Below are 18,684 nucleotides of genomic sequence, written 5' to 3'. Positions count from 1 at the left end.
TTGAGAAATGTGCTCGGAATATTGATTGATCCGTTTTGATTTGCTTAATTTCTTCTAAATAAATTGAAGGGGGTATTGTTCGCATTAATGCCCTAATCCATTACAAGACCACCATCAACCACTAGATTTTGCCCCGTGATTGCTCTTCCCCATGGTGATGCAAAAAATAGAGCCACATCTGCCAGCTCTCGTGGTGAAGTTACTTTTTGCAGCGGTGTAGAGGATTCAATAATTTGGAATACCTCCTCCGTTGTGACTTTACTTGCATCTGTTTGCTTTAAAAGCCCTCCAGACATCATATTCACCGTAATCCCGTAAGCACCTAACTCTTTTGCCATATTACGAGTAAAGCCGACTAATGCTGCTTTCGCTGTTGTATATTCATGATAGGCTACTACAGGATTCTGAAAAAGATTCGTCCCAATATTAATAATCCGTCCAAAGCCCAGTTCCTTCATATCATTTAGACAAGCTTGAACACTATTTAGAGCACCCTGAATTGTTCCTTCAAATTGTTTATTATAATCAGTCCAACTCAATTCAAATGCGTTTTTTTGCGTAAGTGGATTAAACTCAAAGTCAATCAATGCGTTATTTACAACCGTGGTGATGGGTGTATTAAAATATTGTTTCGCTGTCTCGACCAATTGCATTACTTCTTGACGATTACGTATATCTGCTTGCAAAGCGATTACCTTATCACCTAACTCATTGACTAGATGTTCAGCCTTGTCCCGACTCTTATAATAGTTAATAACGACATTTGCCCCTTCATTTACAAATGCCCGCGCAAGCTCTTCTCCAACTCCTCGGCTGGCCCCAGTAATTAACACCGTTTGTTCATGTAATTCCATAATTATTTCTCCCCACTTAGTTCCTGAAGTGTTTTTTCTATATTTGGACTTTCACAAATGACGGAAATGACAGCTACTCCATCTGCACCCGCAGAGCGAACTTCCGCCGCATTCATTTCATTAATTCCACCAATCCCTACAATCGGAAAATCGGGATACTGGCTTCTTGCTTTTCGTAAAAAGTTTAGCCCTGCAGGTGGTTTCGCATCACTTTTGGACTTCGTGGGATAAATGGGACCGATGCCAACATAGTCTGCCCCACTTTGTACAGCAAGGGCCATCTCTTGTTCATCATGGACCGAAACACCAATGATTTTATTTTTCGCACGTTCTCTAAATTCGGTAATGCCTTCATCATCCTGCCCAACGTGTATCCCATCAGCATCTAACTTTAATGCCAGTTCAACGTCATCATTCACAATAAATGGCACATTGTAAGTCCTGCAAAGTTTTTGACAGGCCCGAGCAAATGACTCATAGGATTTACCGCTTAAACGCCCTTCTCCTTTTTCACGAAACTGGAAACAAGTAATCCCTGCCTGTAATGCTTTTTCAAGAATTTCTAAGGGTTGCTTGCTATTTGCCGTCCCCATAATAAAATACACATTCAAGTCATTACGCTTCATGGACAGTTACCTCACATTTCCCGCCTGCACGTTTATATGCAAAATGATTTGTCGGGCCATGGCCATTCCCAATCGATAACGGGGTTGAAATAGCCAACTGGATGAATCTCTTTGCCTCGATAATGGCCTCTTCTATTGATAATCCTTTTGCTAAATGCGCCGTAATGGCTGCAGAAAATGTACACCCCGTACCATGTGTATCCTTTGTTTGCACACGTGGGGTTTTCATAATGAAATAGCCGCCTTCCCAATAAACCGTGTCTATAGAAAATTCTCCGTGTAAGTGTCCACCCTTCATCACGACATACTGTACACCGAATGCCAAGATTTTTTTAGCCGCTTGTTCGATATCACTTTCATTGTTAATGGTCATTCCCGTAAGAACCTCTGCTTCAGGGATGTTCGGCGTACAAATTGTTGTTAGTGGAAGAAGCTCTGTTTTTAATGCTGTAACCGCCTCTTCCTTTAATAAACTTTCGCCGCCTTTAGCAATCATGACAGGATCAACAACAAGAGGGATGTTTTGCATTTTCATGAATTCTGCTATCACCTCAATGAGTTCTGCCGAAAAAAGCATACCTGTTTTAATCGCTTGTACATTAAAATCGGACAGTACAGCCTCAATTTGTTGTTTCAAAAATTCAGGGGTTACTTCAAAAATACCATGCACCCCAAGTGTATTTTGTGCGGTAAGAGACGAGATTGCTGTTGTACCAAATACCCCTAGCTCCTGAAAGGTTTTGATATCTGCCTGAATTCCTGCGCCCCCACCAGAATCTGAACCTGCTATTGTTAAGGCAATCATTTAGATCCCTCCGCCATTCTTTGTAATGCATTTATAAAATTAATCTGAAATGCTCCTAATTCTTCTCCGCTTTGTTCACTTGCGTCTTTATATTGTTTTAATGTAGAAGCTAAATCCTGCATCGGATGCTCACTACTTGCCAAAACAGCTGCACAAATCGCGCTCAATAGACAACCTGTGCCAGTTATACGGGTTGCATAGATATTCCCTCCGCGGATTTGTATGATTTCTTGTCCATCTGTCACAAGGTCAGTTTCCCCTGTTACCACGACGATGCATTGATATTTCCTTGCAAGCTCTTTTGCGACAGATATTGTGTCCATGTCACCAGTGCCACTATCGACTCCACGAGACTCCCACGTGACGCCATAGATTGAAGCAAGCTCGCCTTCATTACAACGCAGCACATCAATACTTACTTGTTCAAGTAGTTGCATGACAGCACTTTTACGGTAAGGTGTTGCGCCAACTCCTACAGGATCTAATACGACCGGCACGCCGCACTCATTTGCCTTTCTCCCAGCAACAAGCATTGCCTTTTCGGTACGGGTATTCACCGTGCCAATATTTAATAGCAATGCACCCGCTATTGAAACCATATCAGCTACCTCTTCTACCTCATCTGCCATTACCGGGGAAGCACCGATCGCCAGTAACCCATTGGCTGTAAAATTCGCTACGACATAGTTCGTTATACAGTGTACCAGTGGTTTGGCTTGATTAATTTTCGCTAGCATATCGCTTCACCTCCGGAAATAGCTCTTCATTTCGAAATTCTCTACGAAATAACATGTATTTTTCCTCCCTTTTATTGGAGAGCAAAAAACCCCTACTATGAAAGTAGAGGCCAAAAAAGGTAGACTACACCCTTGATTGCTCCCTACGTCAGTCTTAACTGTCAGGTTCTAAGGGTCAGGTTTTAACCTTCTCAACACGAACGTGTCCCCCCGCAATTAAAGTAATTTTGCAAAAAGAAAAGCTCCCCTTGAAAAAAGGAGAGCATACAAGCACACAGATAATTTGTACGTTGCTCCCTACGCCCGTATTAACGGATCAGGTTCTAAGGGTCAGGTTTTAGCCTTCTCAACACAAATCGTGTCCCCCTGCAAAACATTTAATTATGTTCTATATTACACTATATAAATAAAAAATCTATCTTTTCCTGTAATAAAGTAATCCGGTCCAGAATGTCTCTACCAATTCTTTTGGAGTAAGCACTATATAAGTAACTGCCTTTAAGAGAAGTAAAGCATCTAATAAATTAACTAAAATGCTTTGTAAGTTTATTATTGAAGGCAGAAGTGACCAAAATATGACCAGTACCTCTTTTCACATAAAAAAGACCCCCAAAGCAAATGCTTTGAGAGTCTTGAAACGCCAAAATTAACGTTTTGAGAACTGAGGTGCACGACGAGCACCTTTAAGACCGTATTTTTTACGTTCTTTCATACGTGGGTCACGAGTTAGTAAACCTGCAGATTTTAGTGCTGGACGGAAATCTGGGTCAACTGTTAGTAACGCACGAGCGATACCGTGACGGATTGCTCCAGCTTGACCTGTGAATCCACCACCGTTTACGTTTACAAATACATCATAGCTACCTTTAGTTTGAGTTGCTTCTAATGGTTGGTTGATGATTAAGTGTAAAGTTTCGAATGGTAAGTACTCTTCGATGCTACGGTTGTTGATAACAATTTTACCTTCGCCTGGTACTAAACGTACGCGAGCTACTGAGCTTTTACGGCGACCTGTGCCGATATATTGAACTTGTGCCAAGGGTGTATCCTCCTCTTATTAATTATCCGCGAAGCGTATAGCTTTCTGGTTTTTGTGCTGCATGTGGGTGTTCTGCTCCAGCGTAAACGTTAAGTTTACCGAACATTTTACGTCCTAAAGAGTTTTTAGGAAGCATCCCTTTAACCGCTAATTCGATCATTTGTGTTGGGTACTTTTCTTTCATTTCGCCAGCTGTACGTTGTTTTAAACCACCAGCGAATTGAGTGTGACGGTAATAGATTTTACCTTCTAATTTGTTACCTGTTAAATGAATTTTGTCAGCGTTGATGACAATAACAAAGTCACCTGTGTCAACGTTTGGTGTGAATGTTGGTTTATGTTTACCGCGTAAGATAGCAGCTACTTCAGAAGCTAAACGTCCAAGCGTTTGTCCTTCTGCGTCAACTACTAACCATTTACGATCTACTTCGTGACCTTTAGCCATGAATGTTGTACGCATTTATATATCCTCCTAATCGATTCGATTACCGTTATTTTTCATTAGTATACACTTATAAGTTTCGGGGCTTATTTGTGGTGGTAATGAAAATACCATATGTCATCTTATAATATATTTACACATAAGTCAAGAAAAAAAGCAACACACCTGGTAGTGTTGCTTATTTATTTTATCACACACATCGCAGTGCGTGTACCCCCAGTTTCTGGGCATGTTTCACGCTTCTAATAGAACACTTTTTCCAGGTAAAGACCATGTGCCGGTGCGGTTTTACCAGCTTTTCCGCGTTCCATTGAAGCAACAATTCCTTCTAACTCTTGTACCTCGCGTTTACCTATGCCAACTTCCCACAAGGTACCAGCGATGATACGTACCATGTTATATAAAAAGCCATTGCCCTCTATGACCATATGCAGCTCTTCTCCCTGCCAATAGAAGTTCAATGAATGAACAGTACGTATTTTATCTACTACACTTGTATTGGCCGCACAGAAGCAGGAAAAATCATGTGTACCGACAATGTACTGTGCAGCAGCCTGCATGTTTTCAATATTCGGCTTCATTCCACCCGTTTCCACCGTATAATGTCTACGAAAAGGACTTTGATCCTCCCCGCAATTCCAAATATACCGATACCGTTTACCTGATACGCTGTATCTGGCATGAAAATCAGAAGCTGCTTCCTCCACTGCCAGGACACGAATATCTCGGGGCAATTGGACGTTCAATGCTTTTTTATAACGATCAACCGGTATTGAAAGTGAAGTATCAAAATGAATAACCTGTCCTGTTGCATGGACACGGGCATCGGTACGACCGCTTGCCGTAACTTTGACCTTTTCCCCTTTATGCATTTTGGTTAATACATTCTCGATTTCAAGCTGAACAGTACGTTCCCCAGGCTGTACCTGATAGCCGGCAAAAAGAGTACCATCATAACTAATCGTTGCTTTTAATCTCACCTGAACTTCACCTCGCCTAGTCCTACTAATTACGATAGAACACTAATAATACGGTCATGACAACTAATACAACTAAACTGACTGTATCACGCCAATCCCATTTTAACTGACGATACCGCGTGCGTCCTTCTCCCCCACGATACCCTCGAACCTCCATGGCAGTTGCTAAATCCTCCGCCCGTTTAAAGGCACTGACAAATAGCGGAACCAAGAGTGGGACAACAGCTTTCACACGTTCTTTTAATGGCCCCGCACTTAAATCGGAACCACGTGCCATTTGTGCCTTCATAATTTTATCGGTTTCATCCATTAATGTTGGAATAAAGCGAAGGGCTATCGACATCATTAAAGCCAATTCATGAACAGGCATTTTCACCTTTTTTAAAGGGTTCAGTAGTACTTCAATCCCGTCCGTAATGGAAATAGGTGAAGTGGTTAATGTTAAAATAGATGTCATGAACACAAGCACCAGGAATCGAATTGAGATAAATATCCCTTGTCTTAAACCTTCCTCATAGACTTTAAGGAACCCGAGTTCAAAGAGAATGTCCCCTTCTCTAGTAAATAAAATATGAATCAAGAACGTAAATACTAAAAGAATCATGACCGGCTTTAATCCGTTGATTAAAAAGTACAGACGAATACGGGACATTAAAATAACAAGCAATGTAAATGCTAATAGAAAAGCGTAAGTAACAATATTATTCGCTAAAAAAACAACTAAAATAAACGCAAATACAAAAACAAGCTTAGCGCGGGGATCTAATCGATGTACAAATGAATCACCTGGAATAAACCGACCAAATATCATTTTCTCCATCATCTAGCGTCACGCCCCTCTCTTAAGGCATGTGCAACTTCAGCCGCCAGCTCCTCTTCAGTTAAACAAATTTTGGCTAATGACTTATTCATCAACTTTTCAATCTTTCCTTGGAAACGAACAATATGCGGCAATTCTAAACGGTATTTTTCAAGTGTATCCGCATCTGAAAATATTTCATGTGGTGTTCCGTTTAGTACACATTGTCCTTCATGCATAATCGCGATTTTATCAGCATAACGTGCTGCATCTTCCATGCTATGTGTAACTAGGATCGTTGTTAAGCCACGTTCTTTATGGAGAGAATAAAACATATCCATAATTTCTTTTTGTCCGCGTGGATCAAGCCCTGCTGTCGGCTCATCTAATACAATTACTTCAGGATCCATTGCAAGCACACCAGCAATCGCCACACGACGCATTTGGCCTCCAGATAGATCAAAGGGGGATTTGTTTAGAGTGTCCCCTGGCAAGCCTACTAGGTCGATTAGCTCGCGTGCACGTTTTTCAGCCACTTTTTCTGGCACACCGAAGTTCATCGGTCCGAACATAATATCCTTCAGGACTGTCTCTTCAAATAATTGATGCTCCGGAAACTGAAAAACAATACCTACCTTTTGACGTACTGGTTTAAGTTCCTTCGCTTTTTTCCCAGCAACAATTACTCGCTCTCCAATATGTACTTGTCCTTTTGATGGCTTTAAAAGACCATTAAAGTGCTGAAGGATGGTAGACTTTCCCGATCCCGTATGTCCAATGATCGCCTGATAGGTTCCATGAGGAATTGTTAAATCAACATCAAATAATGCATATTTCTCAAAGGGAGTTCCCATTGAATACGCGTAACTTACTTGTTGAAGTTTGATGTCCATAAATCATTCACCAACTCTTCTTCTGTCATATGTTGTCCTTCTAATAACACACCATTATCTTGGAACAGCTTTGTCATCCGCATAGCAAAAGGCAGCTCTAAACCAAACTCCACCAATTTTTCACCAAGGGCAAAGATCTCGGAAGGTGTTCCTTCTGCATATTTTTTTCCGTCATTCATAAATAACACACGATCCGCAAAAAGTGCTTCTTCTACATCGTGAGTAATTGATAAAACGGTTAAACCGATTTCTTTACGTAGAGCCTTAACTGTTTTTAATACCTCATCACGACCTTGGGGATCGAGCATGGATGTTGCTTCATCCAAAATCAAAAGCTTAGGTCGCATTGCAAGAGCTCCTGCAATTGCCACACGTTGTTTTTGCCCGCCAGACAAATGGTGAGGTTCATGGTTTAAAAACTTGTCCATTTTAACTTGTGAGAGTGATGAATGAACACGTTCAACCATATCTTTATATGGTACACCGCTATTTTCTAATGCAAATGCTACATCATCTTGTACTGTAGCACCAACAAACTGATTATCTGGATTTTGGAAAACCATACCGATATTTGAACGAGTTTCCCATAAATTTTCTTCTGTTAAAACATTTCTCATCACACGTACTTCTCCTTCTTGTGGAAAGAGTAATCCGCTTACTAGCTTGACCATCGTTGATTTCCCAGAACCGTTATGTCCGACAATCGCAATCCATTCACCTTCGTTTATCGAAAACGAAACATTCTGAACAGCCTTTCTATGCTCCGGGCTATCGGGCGTGTATGAAAAACTTACATTATTAAACGATAAAATCTCGGTCACTAACCTTAGCTCCTCTCTATCTCTACTAATAATTAAATTACACTGTTTTAAACTGCAATGCTACCTTTTGGTACAGGTGTCATATATAAAAATAAGGTACGTTTACAAATCAGAAAAAAAACATACCGATTGAAACGTACTTTATTTTTGTATATGTATAAGAAAACTTAAAAACAGCAGAATGCTTCTTGCTTTTTTCTAGAAATAAAAAAGCGCGCACCTCATTCGAAAGAAATGCGCTTTACTACTACATTTGATAACAAGAACACGGCTGCTCAATTCCGGGATCTTTATGAATGAGGTGCGGAGAGCTAGACGAGACGCCATCAACAAGTGATCCGCTCATTATAACGCTCAAGCCATTTTATTGTCGTATAAATCATTATTAGAAAAACACGATTTTCACCTAATAGCGAAAATCGATGTCTTTTTACACGGGTAATTCAAACATGAAAATCCCATTGTGTAAAAAATAGAGGGGTCCGGGTTCAACCGGTGAACCGGACACCCTCATACCTGTTAATTAAGAATCAATATTAAACTAATTCAATAACTACTACAGGTGCACCGTCACCACGGCGAGGTCCTACTTTAAGGATACGAGTGTAGCCACCTTGACGCTCAGCGTAACGTGGTGCAACATCATTAAATAACTTTTGAAGTGCAAATGAAGTTGTTTCGTTACCTTCAGCATCAGTAGTTGTTACTAATTCACGACGGATAAATGCAGCCGCTTGACGACGAGCATGTAAATCTCCACGTTTACCTAAAGTAATCATTTTATCAACTACAGAACGTAATTCTTTCGCACGTGCTTCAGTAGTTTCGATGCGTTCGTTAATGATTAAGTCAGTAGCTAAATCACGTAATAACGCTTTACGTTGAGAACTTGTACGACCAAGTTTTCTGTAACCCATGGATGTTCCCTCCTTTAATCTAGACTGCTAATAAGTAAGTTCCTTGATTAGTCTTCCTTACGTAATCCTAAACCAAGCTCTTCTAATTTAGCTTTTACTTCTTCTAGTGACTTACGACCAAGATTACGTACTTTCATCATGTCGTCTTCTGATTTATTCGCAAGTTCTAATACCGTATTGATACCAGCGCGTTTTAAGCAGTTATACGAACGAACTGAAAGATCTAATTCCTCAATCGTCATCTCTAAAACTTTTTCTTTTTGATCCTCTTCTTTTTCGACCATGATTTCAGCAGTTTGTGCCTCATTCGTTAAGCCTACAAAGATATTAAGGTGCTCAGTTAAAATTTTCGCTCCGAGCGATATCGCCTCTTTTGGACCGATGCTACCATCTGTCCACACATCAAGTGATAACTTGTCGAAATCCGAATTCTGTCCAACACGAGTGTTCTCCACTTGAAAATTAACGCGTGAAACTGGAGTGTAAATAGAGTCGATCGGGATCACGCCTATAGGAAGATCCTCACGTTTGTTTTGATCAGCAGGAGTATATCCACGGCCACGACGAGCATACATACGCATACGTAATTGACCATTTTTAGCGATTGTTGCAATATACAAATCTGGATTTAATATTTCAACGTCACTGTCATGTGTGATATCAGCAGCTGTAACCGTTCCATCACCTTTCACATCAATCTCAATAACTTTTTCTTCGTCAGAGTAGATTTTAAGTGCAAGTTTTTTGATATTCAAAATAATTGAAGCAACATCTTCTACAACGCCTTCTACAGTTGAGAATTCGTGTAAGACACCATCAATTTGAATAGATGTAACAGCAGCTCCTGGTAATGAAGACAGAAGGATACGACGTAAAGAATTACCCAAAGTGTTTCCGTATCCGCGTTCAAGCGGTTCTACAACAAACTTGCCATACTTGGAATCTTCGCTGATCTCAACAGTTTCAATCTTTGGTTTTTCAATTTCGATCATTCAATTTACCCTCCTTCAAAACATCGAATGTATAGGTTCATAACATCATAATAGTCAAAAGTTATTGACTTTATAAGATTTGCACAAGATTTTTGTTTTGTACAAGCAATGATGAACTCAAAAAGTACTTTGAGATGCACCCATTACACACGACGACGTTTTGGTGGACGGCAACCGTTATGTGGTACTGGAGTAACATCTTTGATTGCAGTTACTTCTAAACCAGCAGCTTGAAGCGCACGAATTGCAGCTTCACGACCAGCACCAGGACCTTTAACAGTTACTTCTAACGTCTTCAGACCATGTTCAACTGACGATTTTGCAGCAGCTTCAGCAGCCATTTGAGCAGCATACGGAGTAGATTTACGTGAACCTCTGAATCCAAGCGCACCAGCACTAGACCAAGATACCGCGTTACCTTGCATATCTGTAATCGTTACGATTGTATTGTTAAATGTAGAACGGATGTGAGCAATACCAGATTCGATATTCTTTTTCACACGACGTTTACGAGTTTGTTGTTTACGAGCCATGTTAAGAAGGAACCCCCTTTACTTATTATTTTTTCTTGTTCGCTACAGTTTTACGAGGACCTTTACGCGTACGCGCATTGTTTTTCGTATTTTGACCACGAACAGGTAAACCACGACGGTGACGGATACCACGGTTACAACCGATTTCCATCAGACGTTTAATGTTAAGTGAAATTTCGCGACGTAAGTCACCTTCCACTTTGTAAGTATCTAATTGTTCACGAATTTGGTTTAATTCATCTTCAGTAAGATCGCGTACGCGAGTATCTGCGTTAACACCAGCAGCAGCTAATACTTTTTGAGATGTAGTTTTACCAATTCCGTAAATGTAAGTTAATGAAATTACCACGCGTTTGTCGCGAGGAATGTCAACTCCAGCAATACGTGCCATGTACGATGTGCACCTCCTTATAATTATCCTTGTTTTTGTTTGTGTTTAGGATTTTCACAGATTACCATTACTTTACCGCGTCGGCGAATTACTTTACATTTTTCGCAGATCGGTTTCACAGATGGTCTCACTTTCATCTAACCCAACCTCCTTAATAGTCCGGAGTGCAAAAGATTATTTAAAACGGTATGTGATACGACCGCGAGTTAAATCGTATGGAGATAACTCAATAGTAACCTTATCTCCAGGTAAAATACGGATAAAGTGCATACGAATCTTTCCAGAAACGTGTGCAAGCACCGTGTGCCCATTTTCTAATTCTACCTTAAACATCGCGTTTGGCAAAGTCTCAACAACTGTTCCTTCGACTTCAATTACATCGTCTTTCGCCATCAACCCTGTCTCCCTTCTATATGCGTTTTCGATTCTCTAACATACACGATAAAGAGAATCTATGCAACTGTTTTTATTCAATAGAAGCAACTTCACCAACATATGCTTGGATTGTATGAGAGATGTTCGAAAGACGCTCGTCTGGTTTCGCTTCACACAATCCTGGGAATGACTACTTCCGATAAAGAAATGGAGTCCATTCTTTACTCGATATCCCGGAATGTCTTGGATGAGAGATTCATATCCGTTACAAAGATGCTTCCACGAAACCCATAACACTTACCACAAAATAGATTCTATCACATTTGTGTCTCGTGTATACCGGGCACAATATGCTTTTGCAACTCTCAATAAAGTTTATTTTGTTGCACCCGCAAAGTCTCCAGCGAAAAGCAGTTTGACTTTCGTCTAATGCCGGGTATCAGCTGCGGCTGCCCTGTAGTAATAGAGCGTCAAGATCAGCAAACACTTTTACGATATCTTGCTGTCCATCGATATTTGTTAAAACACCTTTAGATTCATAGAAATCAAGTAAAGGTTGTGCTTGATTCATATTTACTTCCAGACGGTTTGCTACCGTATCAGGATTATCGTCCGCACGTGTGTATAATTCGCCGCCATCTTTGTCACATTTACCTTCCACTGCTGGAGGATTGAAAATGACATGATAAGATGTACCACAAGTTTTACAAATACGACGACCACTAAGACGTGCAACTAGTTCATCTTTTTCAACTTGGATATTGATTGTATGATCAATTTTTTTCCCAAGTTCATCTAGGATGCTGTCTAAAGCCTCAGCTTGTGGAACTGTACGTGGGAACCCGTCTAATAAGAAACCTTTTTCACAATCATTTTGTGCAAGTCGTTCACGAACGATACCAATCGTAACTTCATCCGGTACAAGAGCACCTTGATCCATATACGATTTAGCTTCTAAACCTAATTCTGTGCCAGCACTAATGGCCGCACGGAACATATCGCCTGTAGAAATATGAGGGATTTCGTACTTCTCAACAATTTTGTCTGCTTGAGTACCTTTACCGGCACCAGGTAGACCCATTAAAACGATATTCATACGTTTCATTCCCCCTAAAGCTTGCTGGCTTAGGAAACACGAACGTTTCCTAAAACCTGCATTTTATTTCATAAAGCCTTTATAGTGACGTTTTACAAGTTGAGCTTCTAATTGCTTCATTGTTTCTAAAGCAACACCAACTACGATAATTACACTAGTACCACCTATTTGAGCCGAGGCAGGTAGGTTCATGAAATTAATAAATAAGATTGGTAGGACTGAAATAGCAATCAAGAATAGAGCACCAACGAATGTTAAACGGTATAGTACTTTTGTTAAGTAACTTTGCGTATCGTTACCAGGGCGAATGCCAGGAATGTACGCACCTTGTTTTTTCAAGTTGTCGGACAAGTTTTCAGGATTTACTTGAATAAATGCATAGAAATACGTAAACGCAACTATCAATGCAATATAGATGATCATTCCGACAGGTTTGTTATAATCAAACGTGTTTAGAATAAAAGTAGTAAAACCATTTTGACCGAAGAACGTTGCTAAAGTTTGAGGTGTAACAATAAACGCTATCGCAAAGATTACCGGAATAACCCCTGCTGCATTTACTTTTAACGGTAAATGAGTTTGTTGTCCACCAGCTTGTGGCGCACGTCCCGCAACTCGTTTTGCATATTGAATTGGAATTTTACGCAACGCTTGTTGAATATATATAACTCCAACTACAACTGCAAGCATAACTAAAGCAAGTAATACTAGGATAGCAATTTTAATAAACAGCTGATCACCAGCATCCTCAATTTGTTGTGCATAGATTTGGTTCACTGTTGTTGGAATTGCAGCAACAATCCCTGCAAAGATAATGATTGAAATACCATTTCCCACACCATGTGAAGTAATTTGTTCTCCTAACCACAGTAGGAAAGAAGTACCCGCAGTCAACACGATTGCTATTGTTAAGTAAGATAATACACTAGTATCAGTAATTAACGTACCACCGTACATTTGGTTGAACCCAAATGACATAGCGAACGCCTGAATGAAAGCTAAAACAACTGTTAAGTAACGAGTGAATTGTGCCAACTTGCGTCGACCAACATCACCTTGTTTTGCCCATTCCGCAAACTTCGGAACTACATCCATTTGCAATAGTTGAACAATAATTGAAGCAGTAATGTAAGGCATAATCCCCAATGCAAAGATTGAGAAGTTAGACAATGCACCACCGCCAAAAGTATTAAGGAAACCAATTAAGTTAAACTCATCGGCTACCTTTAATACTTGAGAGTCGACGTTAGGTACTGGAATGAATGTTCCAATACGGAAAACGATCAACATTAATAATGTAAAGATGATTTTATTTCGTATATCTCGAACGCGCATAAAGTTAGAGATCATCTGAAACATTAAATCACCTCAGTTGTTCCGCCAGCGTTCTCGATTGCTTCTTTAGCTGAAGCAGAGAACTTATGAGCTTTTACTGTAAGCTTTTTGTTAAGAGTTCCATTACCTAGGATCTTAATTCCAGCTTTTTCATTGCTCACAATACCAGTTTCTAGTAATAATGCAGCTGTTACTTCTGCACCATCTTCGAAACGGTTTAATGCATCAAGGTTAACGATTGCGAATTCTTTACGGTTGATGTTCGTAAAGCCGCGTTTTGGTAAACGACGGAAAAGTGGGTTTTGACCCCCCTCAAATCCAGGACGAACGCCGCCGCCAGAACGAGCGTTTTGACCTTTATGACCTCTACCTGCAGTTTTACCGTTACCAGAACCGATACCACGACCAACACGGTTACGCTCTTTACGTGATCCTTCTGCTGGTTTTAACTCATGAAGTTTCATATGGGTGGCACCTCCTTGTTCAATGTTTGAAAACTAATTTCCTTTTACAGTAACTAAGTGAGCTACTTTATCTAACATACCGCGAATAGCTGCGTTGTCAGCTTGTTCAACAGTTTGGTTCATTTTACGTAAACCTAAAGCTTCAACAATTTTACGTTGTTGAGGCTTAGTACCGATTAAAGATTTAGTAAGGGTAATTTCTAATTTGTTTGTCATTATAATTCCCCCCCTTATCCTAATAGTTCTTCCAATGATTTACCGCGTAGTTTTGCAACGTCCTCTGCGCGTTTTAGTTCATTAAGACCAGCAACAGTAGCACGTACCATGTTGATTGGTGTGTTTGAACCTAAAGATTTTGAAAGAATATCAGTAATACCAGCAAGTTCAAGTACGGCACGTACAGGACCACCAGCGATAACTCCAGTACCTGGAGCTGCAGGTTTGATTAGGATTTGACCTGCTCCGAAGCGACCAACAACATCATGTGGAGTTGTTCCACCAACACGTGGCACTTCGATTAAGTTTTTCTTCGCGTCTTCAACAGCTTTACGGATCGCGTCTGGAACCTCTTGAGCTTTACCAGTACCGAAACCTACATGACCGTTTTTGTCACCTACAACAACTAGTGCTGTAAAGCGGAAGCGACGACCACCTTTAACAACTTTAGCAACGCGGTTAATTGTAACTACGCGTTCTTCAAGTTCAAGTTTGTTTGCGTCAATGCGACTCATGAAGTATGTCCCTCCTTCTTATTAAAATTCTAAGCCGTTTTCACGTGCAGCTTCAGCTAAAGCTTTAACACGTCCATGATATAAGTAACCACCGCGGTCAAATACAACAGCAGTAATATTTTTTTCCGCAGCACGTTTAGCGATTGTTTCACCGATTTTTGTCGCAGCTTCTACATTGTTACCTGCACCCTCAAAACCATTTTCTTGAGAAGTTGCACTAACAAGTGTTACACCAGCAACATCGTCAATAAGTTGTGCATAGATGTGTTTGTTTGAACGGAATACGTTTAAACGTGGACGTTCAGCAGTACCCGAAATTTTTGTACGAACACGCACATGACGTTTTTTACGAACTTGATTTTTATCTTGTTTCGTAATCACAGAGGTCACTCCTTTCTAATGCTCTAAGCAGCATTATTTACCTGTTTTACCTTCTTTACGACGTACAAATTCGCCTTCATAACGAATACCTTTACCTTTGTAAGGCTCTGGTGGGCGAACATCACGAATGTTAGATGCTAATGCACCAACACGTTCTTTGCTAATACCTTTAACGATCACTTTAGTGTTCGAAGGAACTTCGATTTCTAGACCTTCTTCAGGTGTAAACTCTACTGGATGAGAGTAACCTACGTTAAGTACAAGTTTTTGACCTTGTAATTGCGCACGGTAACCTACACCGATAAGTTCTAGTGAACGAGTGAATCCTTCAGAAACACCAGTAACCATGTTTGCTAATAGCGCACGAGTTGTACCATGAATAGTACGGTGTTCTTTTGACTCAGAAGGGCGAACAACGTTGATGATGTTGCCTTCTAATTCAATTTTCATATCTTGGTTGAATTGACGAGTTAATTCGCCTTTAGGTCCTTTAACAGTAACTGTGTTATCGTCAGCGATAGTTAGAGTTACGTTAGCAGGAACCTCGATTGGTTTTTTACCTACACGAGACATTTAGTTGCACCTCCATTCTTTTATTGCTTATTACCAAATGTAAGCTAAGATTTCTCCGCCAACTTTTTTAGCACGTGCTTCTTTATCAGTTAATAAACCTTGAGAAGTTGATACTAAAGCGATACCTAAACCGTTAAGTACACGAGGCACTTCGTCAGTTTTAGCATATACACGTAAGCCAGGTTTTGAAATACGTTTTAAGCCAGTGATAACACGCTCGTTTTCTTTTCCATATTTTAAGAAGATACGGATGATACCTTGCTTATTATCTTCAACATACTCAACATCACGAACGAAACCTTCACGCTTTAAAATTTCAGCGACTTCTTTCTTTAAGTTTGAAGCTGGTACTTCTAACTTCTCGTGACGAACCATGTTAGCATTACGGATGCGTGTTAGCATATCTGCGATCGGATCTGTCATTGTCATAAATTTTACCTCCTTCCCAATTTAGGGGATTACCAGCTAGCTTTTTTAACGCCAGGAATTTGTCCCTTATATGCAAGTTCACGGAAACAAATACGGCAAAGTTTAAATTTACGATATACAGAATGTGGACGACCACAGCGTTCACAACGTGTATATTCTTGTACTTTAAACTTTTGCTTACGTTGTTGTTTAACGATCATTGATTTTTTAGCCACGTTTTCGCCCTCCTTATTTTATTACTTTTGGAACGGCATACCGAATTGTGTCAATAACTCGCGAGCTTCTTCATCAGAATTCGCAGTTGTCACGATTACGATGTCCATACCGCGTACTTTCGAAACTTTATCGTAATCAATTTCAGGGAAAATTAATTGTTCTTTTACACCTAATGTGTAGTTTCCACGACCATCGAATGATTTTTTAGAAACACCGCGGAAGTCGCGTACACGTGGAAGTGAAACAGCAATTAATTTGTCCAAGAATTCATACATACGCTCACCACGTAATGTAACTTTTGCACCGATAGGCATACCTTCACGTAGACGGAAACCAGCGATCGATTTTTTTGCTTTTGTTACAACTGGTTTTTGTCCAGTGATGATTGTTAATTCTTCTACAGCAGCATCTAATGCTTTAGAGTTTTGTACAGCGTCACCAACACCCATGTTGATAACGATTTTGTCTACTTTAGGCACTTGCATTACTGATTTATATTCAAACTTGCTCATAAGAGCAGGAGAAACTTCATTTAAATACTTTTCTTTTAGGCGGCTCATGTTCGTACCTCCCTTCTCAAATTTCTATTTAGTCGATTACTGCACCTGATTTTTTTGCAACACGAACTTTTTTACCATCTTCGATTTTGTAACCTACACGAGTCGGCTCGCCAGATTTCGGATCGATTAGCATTACGTTCGAGATGTGGATTGCTGCTTCTTGGCTTACAATACCACCTTGTGGGTTTAACTGGTTAGGTTTAACGTGTTTTTTAACAATGTTAATACCTTCTACAAGAACTCGGTCTTGTTTTGGGAAAGCAGCTAAAACAACGCCTTCTTTACCTTTATCTTTACCAGTAATAACTTTTACTTTGTCGCCCTTTTTTACATGCATTAGTGTCGCACCTCCTTGATTGGTACTATCATGAAATTAAAGAACTTCTGGAGCTAATGAAACGATTTTCATGAAGTTGCTGTCACGTAATTCACGTGCAACAGGTCCGAAAATACGAGTTCCGCGTGGTGACTTATCGTCTTTGATGATTACGCAAGCATTCTCGTCAAATTTAATATAAGTACCATCTTTACGGCGTACACCAGATTTTGTGCGAACGACAACAGCCTTAACAACGTCGCCTTTCTTGACAACGCCTCCTGGTGTTGCTTTCTTAACTGTTACAACAACGATATCACCGATGTTAGCAGTTTTACGGCCAGAACCACCAAGCACTTTAATTGTTAAAACTTCACGTGCACCTGAGTTGTCAGCAACTTTCATACGACTTTCTTGTTGGATCACTTAGGTTACCTCCCTTCGGAATTCGAATGTTTCCGAAAATGTTATTAAATAATAACAGCTTTTTCAACGATTTCCAATAGACGGAAACGTTTTGTAGCTGATAACGGACGAGTTTCCATGATACGTACGATATCACCGATTTTCGCTTCGTTCAACTCATCATGAGCCTTGAATTTTTTAGAGTACTTTACACGTTTACCATATAATTTATGTTTCTTATGAGTTTCAACAAGAACAGTAACTGTTTTGTCCATTTTATCAGAAACTACACGGCCCGTGTAAACTTTGCGTTGATTACGCTCAGTCATACTAAAGAACCTCCTTTATCAGTTATTTGCACTGATTTCTCTTTGTCGAATCACAGTTTTCATGCGCGCAATTGCCTTACGAACTTCGCGGATGCGAGCTGTGTTTTCTAATTGCCCAGTCGCCAATTGGAAGCGAAGGTTGAAAAGCTCTTCTTTCAGTGATTTCACTTGTAATTCAATTTCAGAAGTGGCAAGGTCACGGATTTCATTAGCTTTCATTAGATTCACCACCAGTTTCTTGACGTTTAACAATCTTACATTTAACAGGAAGTTTGTGTGATGCTAAACGAAGTGCTTCACGTGCGATCTCTTCAGATACACCAGCAACTTCAAACATAACTTTTCCTGGTTTTACTACTGCTACCCAACCTTCAGGAGAACCTTTACCGGAACCCATTCGAACCTCTAGAGGCTTTTTAGTGTAAGGTTTATGTGGGAAAATTTTAATCCAAACTTTACCGCCACGTTTCATGTAACGTGTCATTGCAATACGTGCAGATTCGATTTGACGGTTAGTGATCCAGCTAGCTGTTGTTGCTTGTAAGCCCCATTCGCCGAAAGATACTTCTTTACCGCCTTTCGCTTCACCACGCATGTTACCACGGTGTTCACGACGATATTTTACGCGTTTTGGTAATAACATTA

31 protein-coding genes and 2 riboswitches are annotated in these 18,684 nt (G+C 40.1%); all 31 genes read right to left on the bottom strand.

Annotation, left to right across the window (positions count from 1 at the left end):
- Positions 1–92: 92 nt before the first annotated feature.
- On the bottom strand, positions 93–854 hold the full coding sequence (locus ACFQU5_RS17620; RefSeq protein WP_390290793.1) for a 3-oxoacyl-ACP reductase: 762 nt from the start codon (positions 852–854) through the stop codon (positions 93–95).
- 2 nt (positions 855–856) lie between these two features.
- Positions 857–1,480, bottom strand: a complete 624-nt coding sequence (thiE, locus tag ACFQU5_RS17615) for a thiamine phosphate synthase (protein WP_390290790.1) — start codon at positions 1,478–1,480, stop codon at positions 857–859.
- The gene (gene thiD / locus ACFQU5_RS17610) at positions 1,470–2,285 is read right to left on the bottom strand and encodes a bifunctional hydroxymethylpyrimidine kinase/phosphomethylpyrimidine kinase (protein WP_390290787.1); all 816 of its coding nucleotides are present in this window, start codon (positions 2,283–2,285) and stop codon (positions 1,470–1,472) included. The genes thiE and thiD overlap by 11 nt, the downstream gene beginning before the upstream one ends.
- Positions 2,282–3,022, bottom strand: a complete 741-nt coding sequence (gene thiM, locus ACFQU5_RS17605) for a hydroxyethylthiazole kinase (protein ID WP_390290784.1) — start codon at positions 3,020–3,022, stop codon at positions 2,282–2,284. Before thiM ends, thiD begins: the two co-directional genes overlap by 4 nt.
- A gap of 123 nt (positions 3,023–3,145) precedes the next feature.
- A riboswitch (TPP riboswitch) is annotated at positions 3,146–3,244 on the bottom strand.
- Between the two features lie 55 nt (positions 3,245–3,299).
- A riboswitch (TPP riboswitch) is annotated at positions 3,300–3,400 on the bottom strand.
- A 268-nt stretch (positions 3,401–3,668) separates the two neighbouring features.
- Complete coding sequence (rpsI, locus tag ACFQU5_RS17600) at positions 3,669–4,061, bottom strand: 30S ribosomal protein S9 (protein WP_107932351.1); 393 nt, start codon at positions 4,059–4,061, stop codon at positions 3,669–3,671.
- Positions 4,062–4,083: 22 nt separating this feature from the next.
- Entirely contained in the window at positions 4,084–4,521 is a 438-nt protein-coding gene (gene rplM / locus ACFQU5_RS17595) for a 50S ribosomal protein L13 (protein ID WP_301138322.1), read from the bottom strand.
- A 224-nt stretch (positions 4,522–4,745) separates the two neighbouring features.
- Complete coding sequence (gene truA, locus ACFQU5_RS17590) at positions 4,746–5,483, bottom strand: tRNA pseudouridine(38-40) synthase TruA (RefSeq protein WP_390290779.1); 738 nt, start codon at positions 5,481–5,483, stop codon at positions 4,746–4,748.
- Positions 5,484–5,508: 25 nt separating this feature from the next.
- Positions 5,509–6,306: an energy-coupling factor transporter transmembrane component T family protein gene (locus tag ACFQU5_RS17585; RefSeq protein WP_390290776.1), complete on the bottom strand. Its 798-nt coding sequence runs from the start codon at positions 6,304–6,306 to the stop codon at positions 5,509–5,511.
- Entirely contained in the window at positions 6,303–7,175 is an 873-nt protein-coding gene (locus ACFQU5_RS17580; RefSeq protein ID WP_390290774.1) for an energy-coupling factor ABC transporter ATP-binding protein, read from the bottom strand. The genes ACFQU5_RS17585 and ACFQU5_RS17580 overlap by 4 nt, the downstream gene beginning before the upstream one ends.
- Complete coding sequence (locus ACFQU5_RS17575) at positions 7,151–7,996, bottom strand: energy-coupling factor ABC transporter ATP-binding protein (RefSeq protein WP_390290771.1); 846 nt, start codon at positions 7,994–7,996, stop codon at positions 7,151–7,153. Before ACFQU5_RS17575 ends, ACFQU5_RS17580 begins: the two co-directional genes overlap by 25 nt.
- A 536-nt stretch (positions 7,997–8,532) precedes the next feature.
- On the bottom strand, positions 8,533–8,913 hold the full coding sequence (rplQ, locus tag ACFQU5_RS17570) for a 50S ribosomal protein L17 (RefSeq protein WP_107932339.1): 381 nt from the start codon (positions 8,911–8,913) through the stop codon (positions 8,533–8,535).
- Between the two features lie 47 nt (positions 8,914–8,960).
- Positions 8,961–9,905, bottom strand: a complete 945-nt coding sequence (locus ACFQU5_RS17565; protein ID WP_390290767.1) for a DNA-directed RNA polymerase subunit alpha — start codon at positions 9,903–9,905, stop codon at positions 8,961–8,963.
- Positions 9,906–10,048: 143 nt separating this feature from the next.
- Complete coding sequence (rpsK, locus tag ACFQU5_RS17560; protein ID WP_107932335.1) at positions 10,049–10,438, bottom strand: 30S ribosomal protein S11; 390 nt, start codon at positions 10,436–10,438, stop codon at positions 10,049–10,051.
- A 25-nt stretch (positions 10,439–10,463) separates the two neighbouring features.
- The gene (rpsM, locus tag ACFQU5_RS17555) at positions 10,464–10,829 is read right to left on the bottom strand and encodes a 30S ribosomal protein S13 (RefSeq protein ID WP_390290763.1); all 366 of its coding nucleotides are present in this window, start codon (positions 10,827–10,829) and stop codon (positions 10,464–10,466) included.
- 23 nt (positions 10,830–10,852) lie between these two features.
- Positions 10,853–10,966 (bottom strand): 50S ribosomal protein L36, encoded by a 114-nt coding sequence (gene rpmJ, locus ACFQU5_RS17550; RefSeq protein WP_000868344.1) that lies wholly within the window; start codon positions 10,964–10,966, stop codon positions 10,853–10,855.
- Positions 10,967–11,003: 37 nt separating this feature from the next.
- Positions 11,004–11,222 (bottom strand): translation initiation factor IF-1, encoded by a 219-nt coding sequence (gene infA, locus ACFQU5_RS17545; protein ID WP_016839390.1) that lies wholly within the window; start codon positions 11,220–11,222, stop codon positions 11,004–11,006.
- A 421-nt stretch (positions 11,223–11,643) separates the two neighbouring features.
- Positions 11,644–12,300, bottom strand: a complete 657-nt coding sequence (locus ACFQU5_RS17540) for an adenylate kinase (protein WP_390290831.1) — start codon at positions 12,298–12,300, stop codon at positions 11,644–11,646.
- Between the two features lie 63 nt (positions 12,301–12,363).
- A complete protein-coding gene (secY, locus tag ACFQU5_RS17535; RefSeq protein WP_390290759.1) occupies positions 12,364–13,659 on the bottom strand; it encodes a preprotein translocase subunit SecY in 1,296 nt (431 codons plus the stop codon).
- Positions 13,659–14,099: a 50S ribosomal protein L15 gene (rplO, locus tag ACFQU5_RS17530; protein ID WP_036200728.1), complete on the bottom strand. Its 441-nt coding sequence runs from the start codon at positions 14,097–14,099 to the stop codon at positions 13,659–13,661. Before rplO ends, secY begins: the two co-directional genes overlap by 1 nt.
- 33 nt (positions 14,100–14,132) lie before the next feature.
- Positions 14,133–14,315 carry a 50S ribosomal protein L30 gene (gene rpmD, locus ACFQU5_RS17525; protein WP_107932326.1) on the bottom strand — a complete coding sequence of 61 codons (183 nt, stop codon included), beginning with the start codon at positions 14,313–14,315 and terminating at the stop codon, positions 14,133–14,135.
- Positions 14,316–14,329: 14 nt separating this feature from the next.
- On the bottom strand, positions 14,330–14,830 hold the full coding sequence (rpsE, locus tag ACFQU5_RS17520; RefSeq protein ID WP_390290755.1) for a 30S ribosomal protein S5: 501 nt from the start codon (positions 14,828–14,830) through the stop codon (positions 14,330–14,332).
- Positions 14,831–14,851: 21 nt separating this feature from the next.
- Positions 14,852–15,211 (bottom strand): 50S ribosomal protein L18, encoded by a 360-nt coding sequence (gene rplR, locus ACFQU5_RS17515; RefSeq protein WP_390290752.1) that lies wholly within the window; start codon positions 15,209–15,211, stop codon positions 14,852–14,854.
- 33 nt (positions 15,212–15,244) lie between these two features.
- On the bottom strand, positions 15,245–15,784 hold the full coding sequence (gene rplF / locus ACFQU5_RS17510) for a 50S ribosomal protein L6 (RefSeq protein WP_390290749.1): 540 nt from the start codon (positions 15,782–15,784) through the stop codon (positions 15,245–15,247).
- A gap of 30 nt (positions 15,785–15,814) precedes the next feature.
- Positions 15,815–16,213 (bottom strand): 30S ribosomal protein S8, encoded by a 399-nt coding sequence (gene rpsH, locus ACFQU5_RS17505; RefSeq protein WP_390290746.1) that lies wholly within the window; start codon positions 16,211–16,213, stop codon positions 15,815–15,817.
- Positions 16,214–16,242: 29 nt separating this feature from the next.
- Entirely contained in the window at positions 16,243–16,428 is a 186-nt protein-coding gene (locus ACFQU5_RS17500; protein WP_004233656.1) for a type Z 30S ribosomal protein S14, read from the bottom strand.
- A gap of 21 nt (positions 16,429–16,449) precedes the next feature.
- Positions 16,450–16,989, bottom strand: coding sequence for a 50S ribosomal protein L5 (gene rplE / locus ACFQU5_RS17495; RefSeq protein WP_390290742.1), 540 nt, complete (start codon positions 16,987–16,989; stop codon positions 16,450–16,452).
- Between the two features lie 28 nt (positions 16,990–17,017).
- Positions 17,018–17,326, bottom strand: coding sequence for a 50S ribosomal protein L24 (rplX, locus tag ACFQU5_RS17490; protein ID WP_390290739.1), 309 nt, complete (start codon positions 17,324–17,326; stop codon positions 17,018–17,020).
- A 36-nt stretch (positions 17,327–17,362) separates the two neighbouring features.
- A complete protein-coding gene (gene rplN / locus ACFQU5_RS17485) occupies positions 17,363–17,731 on the bottom strand; it encodes a 50S ribosomal protein L14 (protein ID WP_036200739.1) in 369 nt (122 codons plus the stop codon).
- Positions 17,732–17,775: 44 nt separating this feature from the next.
- The gene (gene rpsQ, locus ACFQU5_RS17480) at positions 17,776–18,039 is read right to left on the bottom strand and encodes a 30S ribosomal protein S17 (RefSeq protein WP_036183121.1); all 264 of its coding nucleotides are present in this window, start codon (positions 18,037–18,039) and stop codon (positions 17,776–17,778) included.
- A gap of 18 nt (positions 18,040–18,057) precedes the next feature.
- Entirely contained in the window at positions 18,058–18,258 is a 201-nt protein-coding gene (gene rpmC / locus ACFQU5_RS17475; protein WP_390290734.1) for a 50S ribosomal protein L29, read from the bottom strand.
- The gene (gene rplP / locus ACFQU5_RS17470) at positions 18,248–18,682 is read right to left on the bottom strand and encodes a 50S ribosomal protein L16 (protein WP_107932312.1); all 435 of its coding nucleotides are present in this window, start codon (positions 18,680–18,682) and stop codon (positions 18,248–18,250) included. The genes rpmC and rplP overlap by 11 nt, the downstream gene beginning before the upstream one ends.
- Positions 18,683–18,684 lie beyond the last annotated feature (2 nt).

The organism is Ureibacillus sp. GCM10028918 (assembly GCF_042666115.1).
Taxonomy (GTDB): Bacteria; Bacillota; Bacilli; order Bacillales_A; family Planococcaceae; genus Ureibacillus.
This window is presented reverse-complemented; position numbering and strand designations above follow the sequence as displayed.

Coding starts and splice junctions, on each gene's coding strand:
- rplX (WP_390290739.1), bottom strand. CDS start 17,326: ATGCATGTAAAAAAGGGCGACAAAGTAAAAGTTATTACTGGTAAAGAT.
- rplP (WP_107932312.1), bottom strand. CDS start 18,682: ATGTTATTACCAAAACGCGTAAAATATCGTCGTGAACACCGTGGTAAC.
- thiD (WP_390290787.1), bottom strand. CDS start 2,285: ATGATTGCCTTAACAATAGCAGGTTCAGATTCTGGTGGGGGCGCAGGA.
- rplE (WP_390290742.1), bottom strand. CDS start 16,989: ATGAGCCGCCTAAAAGAAAAGTATTTAAATGAAGTTTCTCCTGCTCTT.
- thiE (WP_390290790.1), bottom strand. CDS start 1,480: ATGAAGCGTAATGACTTGAATGTGTATTTTATTATGGGGACGGCAAAT.
- ACFQU5_RS17580 (WP_390290774.1), bottom strand. CDS start 7,175: ATGGACATCAAACTTCAACAAGTAAGTTACGCGTATTCAATGGGAACT.
- secY (WP_390290759.1), bottom strand. CDS start 13,659: ATGTTTCAGATGATCTCTAACTTTATGCGCGTTCGAGATATACGAAAT.
- rpsQ (WP_036183121.1), bottom strand. CDS start 18,039: ATGACTGAGCGTAATCAACGCAAAGTTTACACGGGCCGTGTAGTTTCT.
- rplF (WP_390290749.1), bottom strand. CDS start 15,784: ATGTCTCGTGTAGGTAAAAAACCAATCGAGGTTCCTGCTAACGTAACT.
- ACFQU5_RS17565 (WP_390290767.1), bottom strand. CDS start 9,905: ATGATCGAAATTGAAAAACCAAAGATTGAAACTGTTGAGATCAGCGAA.
- rpsE (WP_390290755.1), bottom strand. CDS start 14,830: ATGAGTCGCATTGACGCAAACAAACTTGAACTTGAAGAACGCGTAGTT.
- rpmD (WP_107932326.1), bottom strand. CDS start 14,315: ATGACAAACAAATTAGAAATTACCCTTACTAAATCTTTAATCGGTACT.
- ACFQU5_RS17540 (WP_390290831.1), bottom strand. CDS start 12,300: ATGAATATCGTTTTAATGGGTCTACCTGGTGCCGGTAAAGGTACTCAA.
- rpmJ (WP_000868344.1), bottom strand. CDS start 10,966: ATGAAAGTGAGACCATCTGTGAAACCGATCTGCGAAAAATGTAAAGTA.
- thiM (WP_390290784.1), bottom strand. CDS start 3,022: ATGCTAGCGAAAATTAATCAAGCCAAACCACTGGTACACTGTATAACG.
- ACFQU5_RS17585 (WP_390290776.1), bottom strand. CDS start 6,306: ATGATGGAGAAAATGATATTTGGTCGGTTTATTCCAGGTGATTCATTT.
- rpsM (WP_390290763.1), bottom strand. CDS start 10,829: ATGGCACGTATTGCTGGAGTTGACATTCCTCGCGACAAACGCGTGGTA.
- infA (WP_016839390.1), bottom strand. CDS start 11,222: ATGGCGAAAGACGATGTAATTGAAGTCGAAGGAACAGTTGTTGAGACT.
- rplO (WP_036200728.1), bottom strand. CDS start 14,099: ATGAAACTTCATGAGTTAAAACCAGCAGAAGGATCACGTAAAGAGCGT.
- rplQ (WP_107932339.1), bottom strand. CDS start 8,913: ATGGGTTACAGAAAACTTGGTCGTACAAGTTCTCAACGTAAAGCGTTA.
- ACFQU5_RS17620 (WP_390290793.1), bottom strand. CDS start 854: ATGGAATTACATGAACAAACGGTGTTAATTACTGGGGCCAGCCGAGGA.
- rpsK (WP_107932335.1), bottom strand. CDS start 10,438: ATGGCTCGTAAACAACAAACTCGTAAACGTCGTGTGAAAAAGAATATC.
- rplM (WP_301138322.1), bottom strand. CDS start 4,521: ATGCGTACAACATTCATGGCTAAAGGTCACGAAGTAGATCGTAAATGG.
- rpsH (WP_390290746.1), bottom strand. CDS start 16,213: ATGACAATGACAGATCCGATCGCAGATATGCTAACACGCATCCGTAAT.
- rpmC (WP_390290734.1), bottom strand. CDS start 18,258: ATGAAAGCTAATGAAATCCGTGACCTTGCCACTTCTGAAATTGAATTA.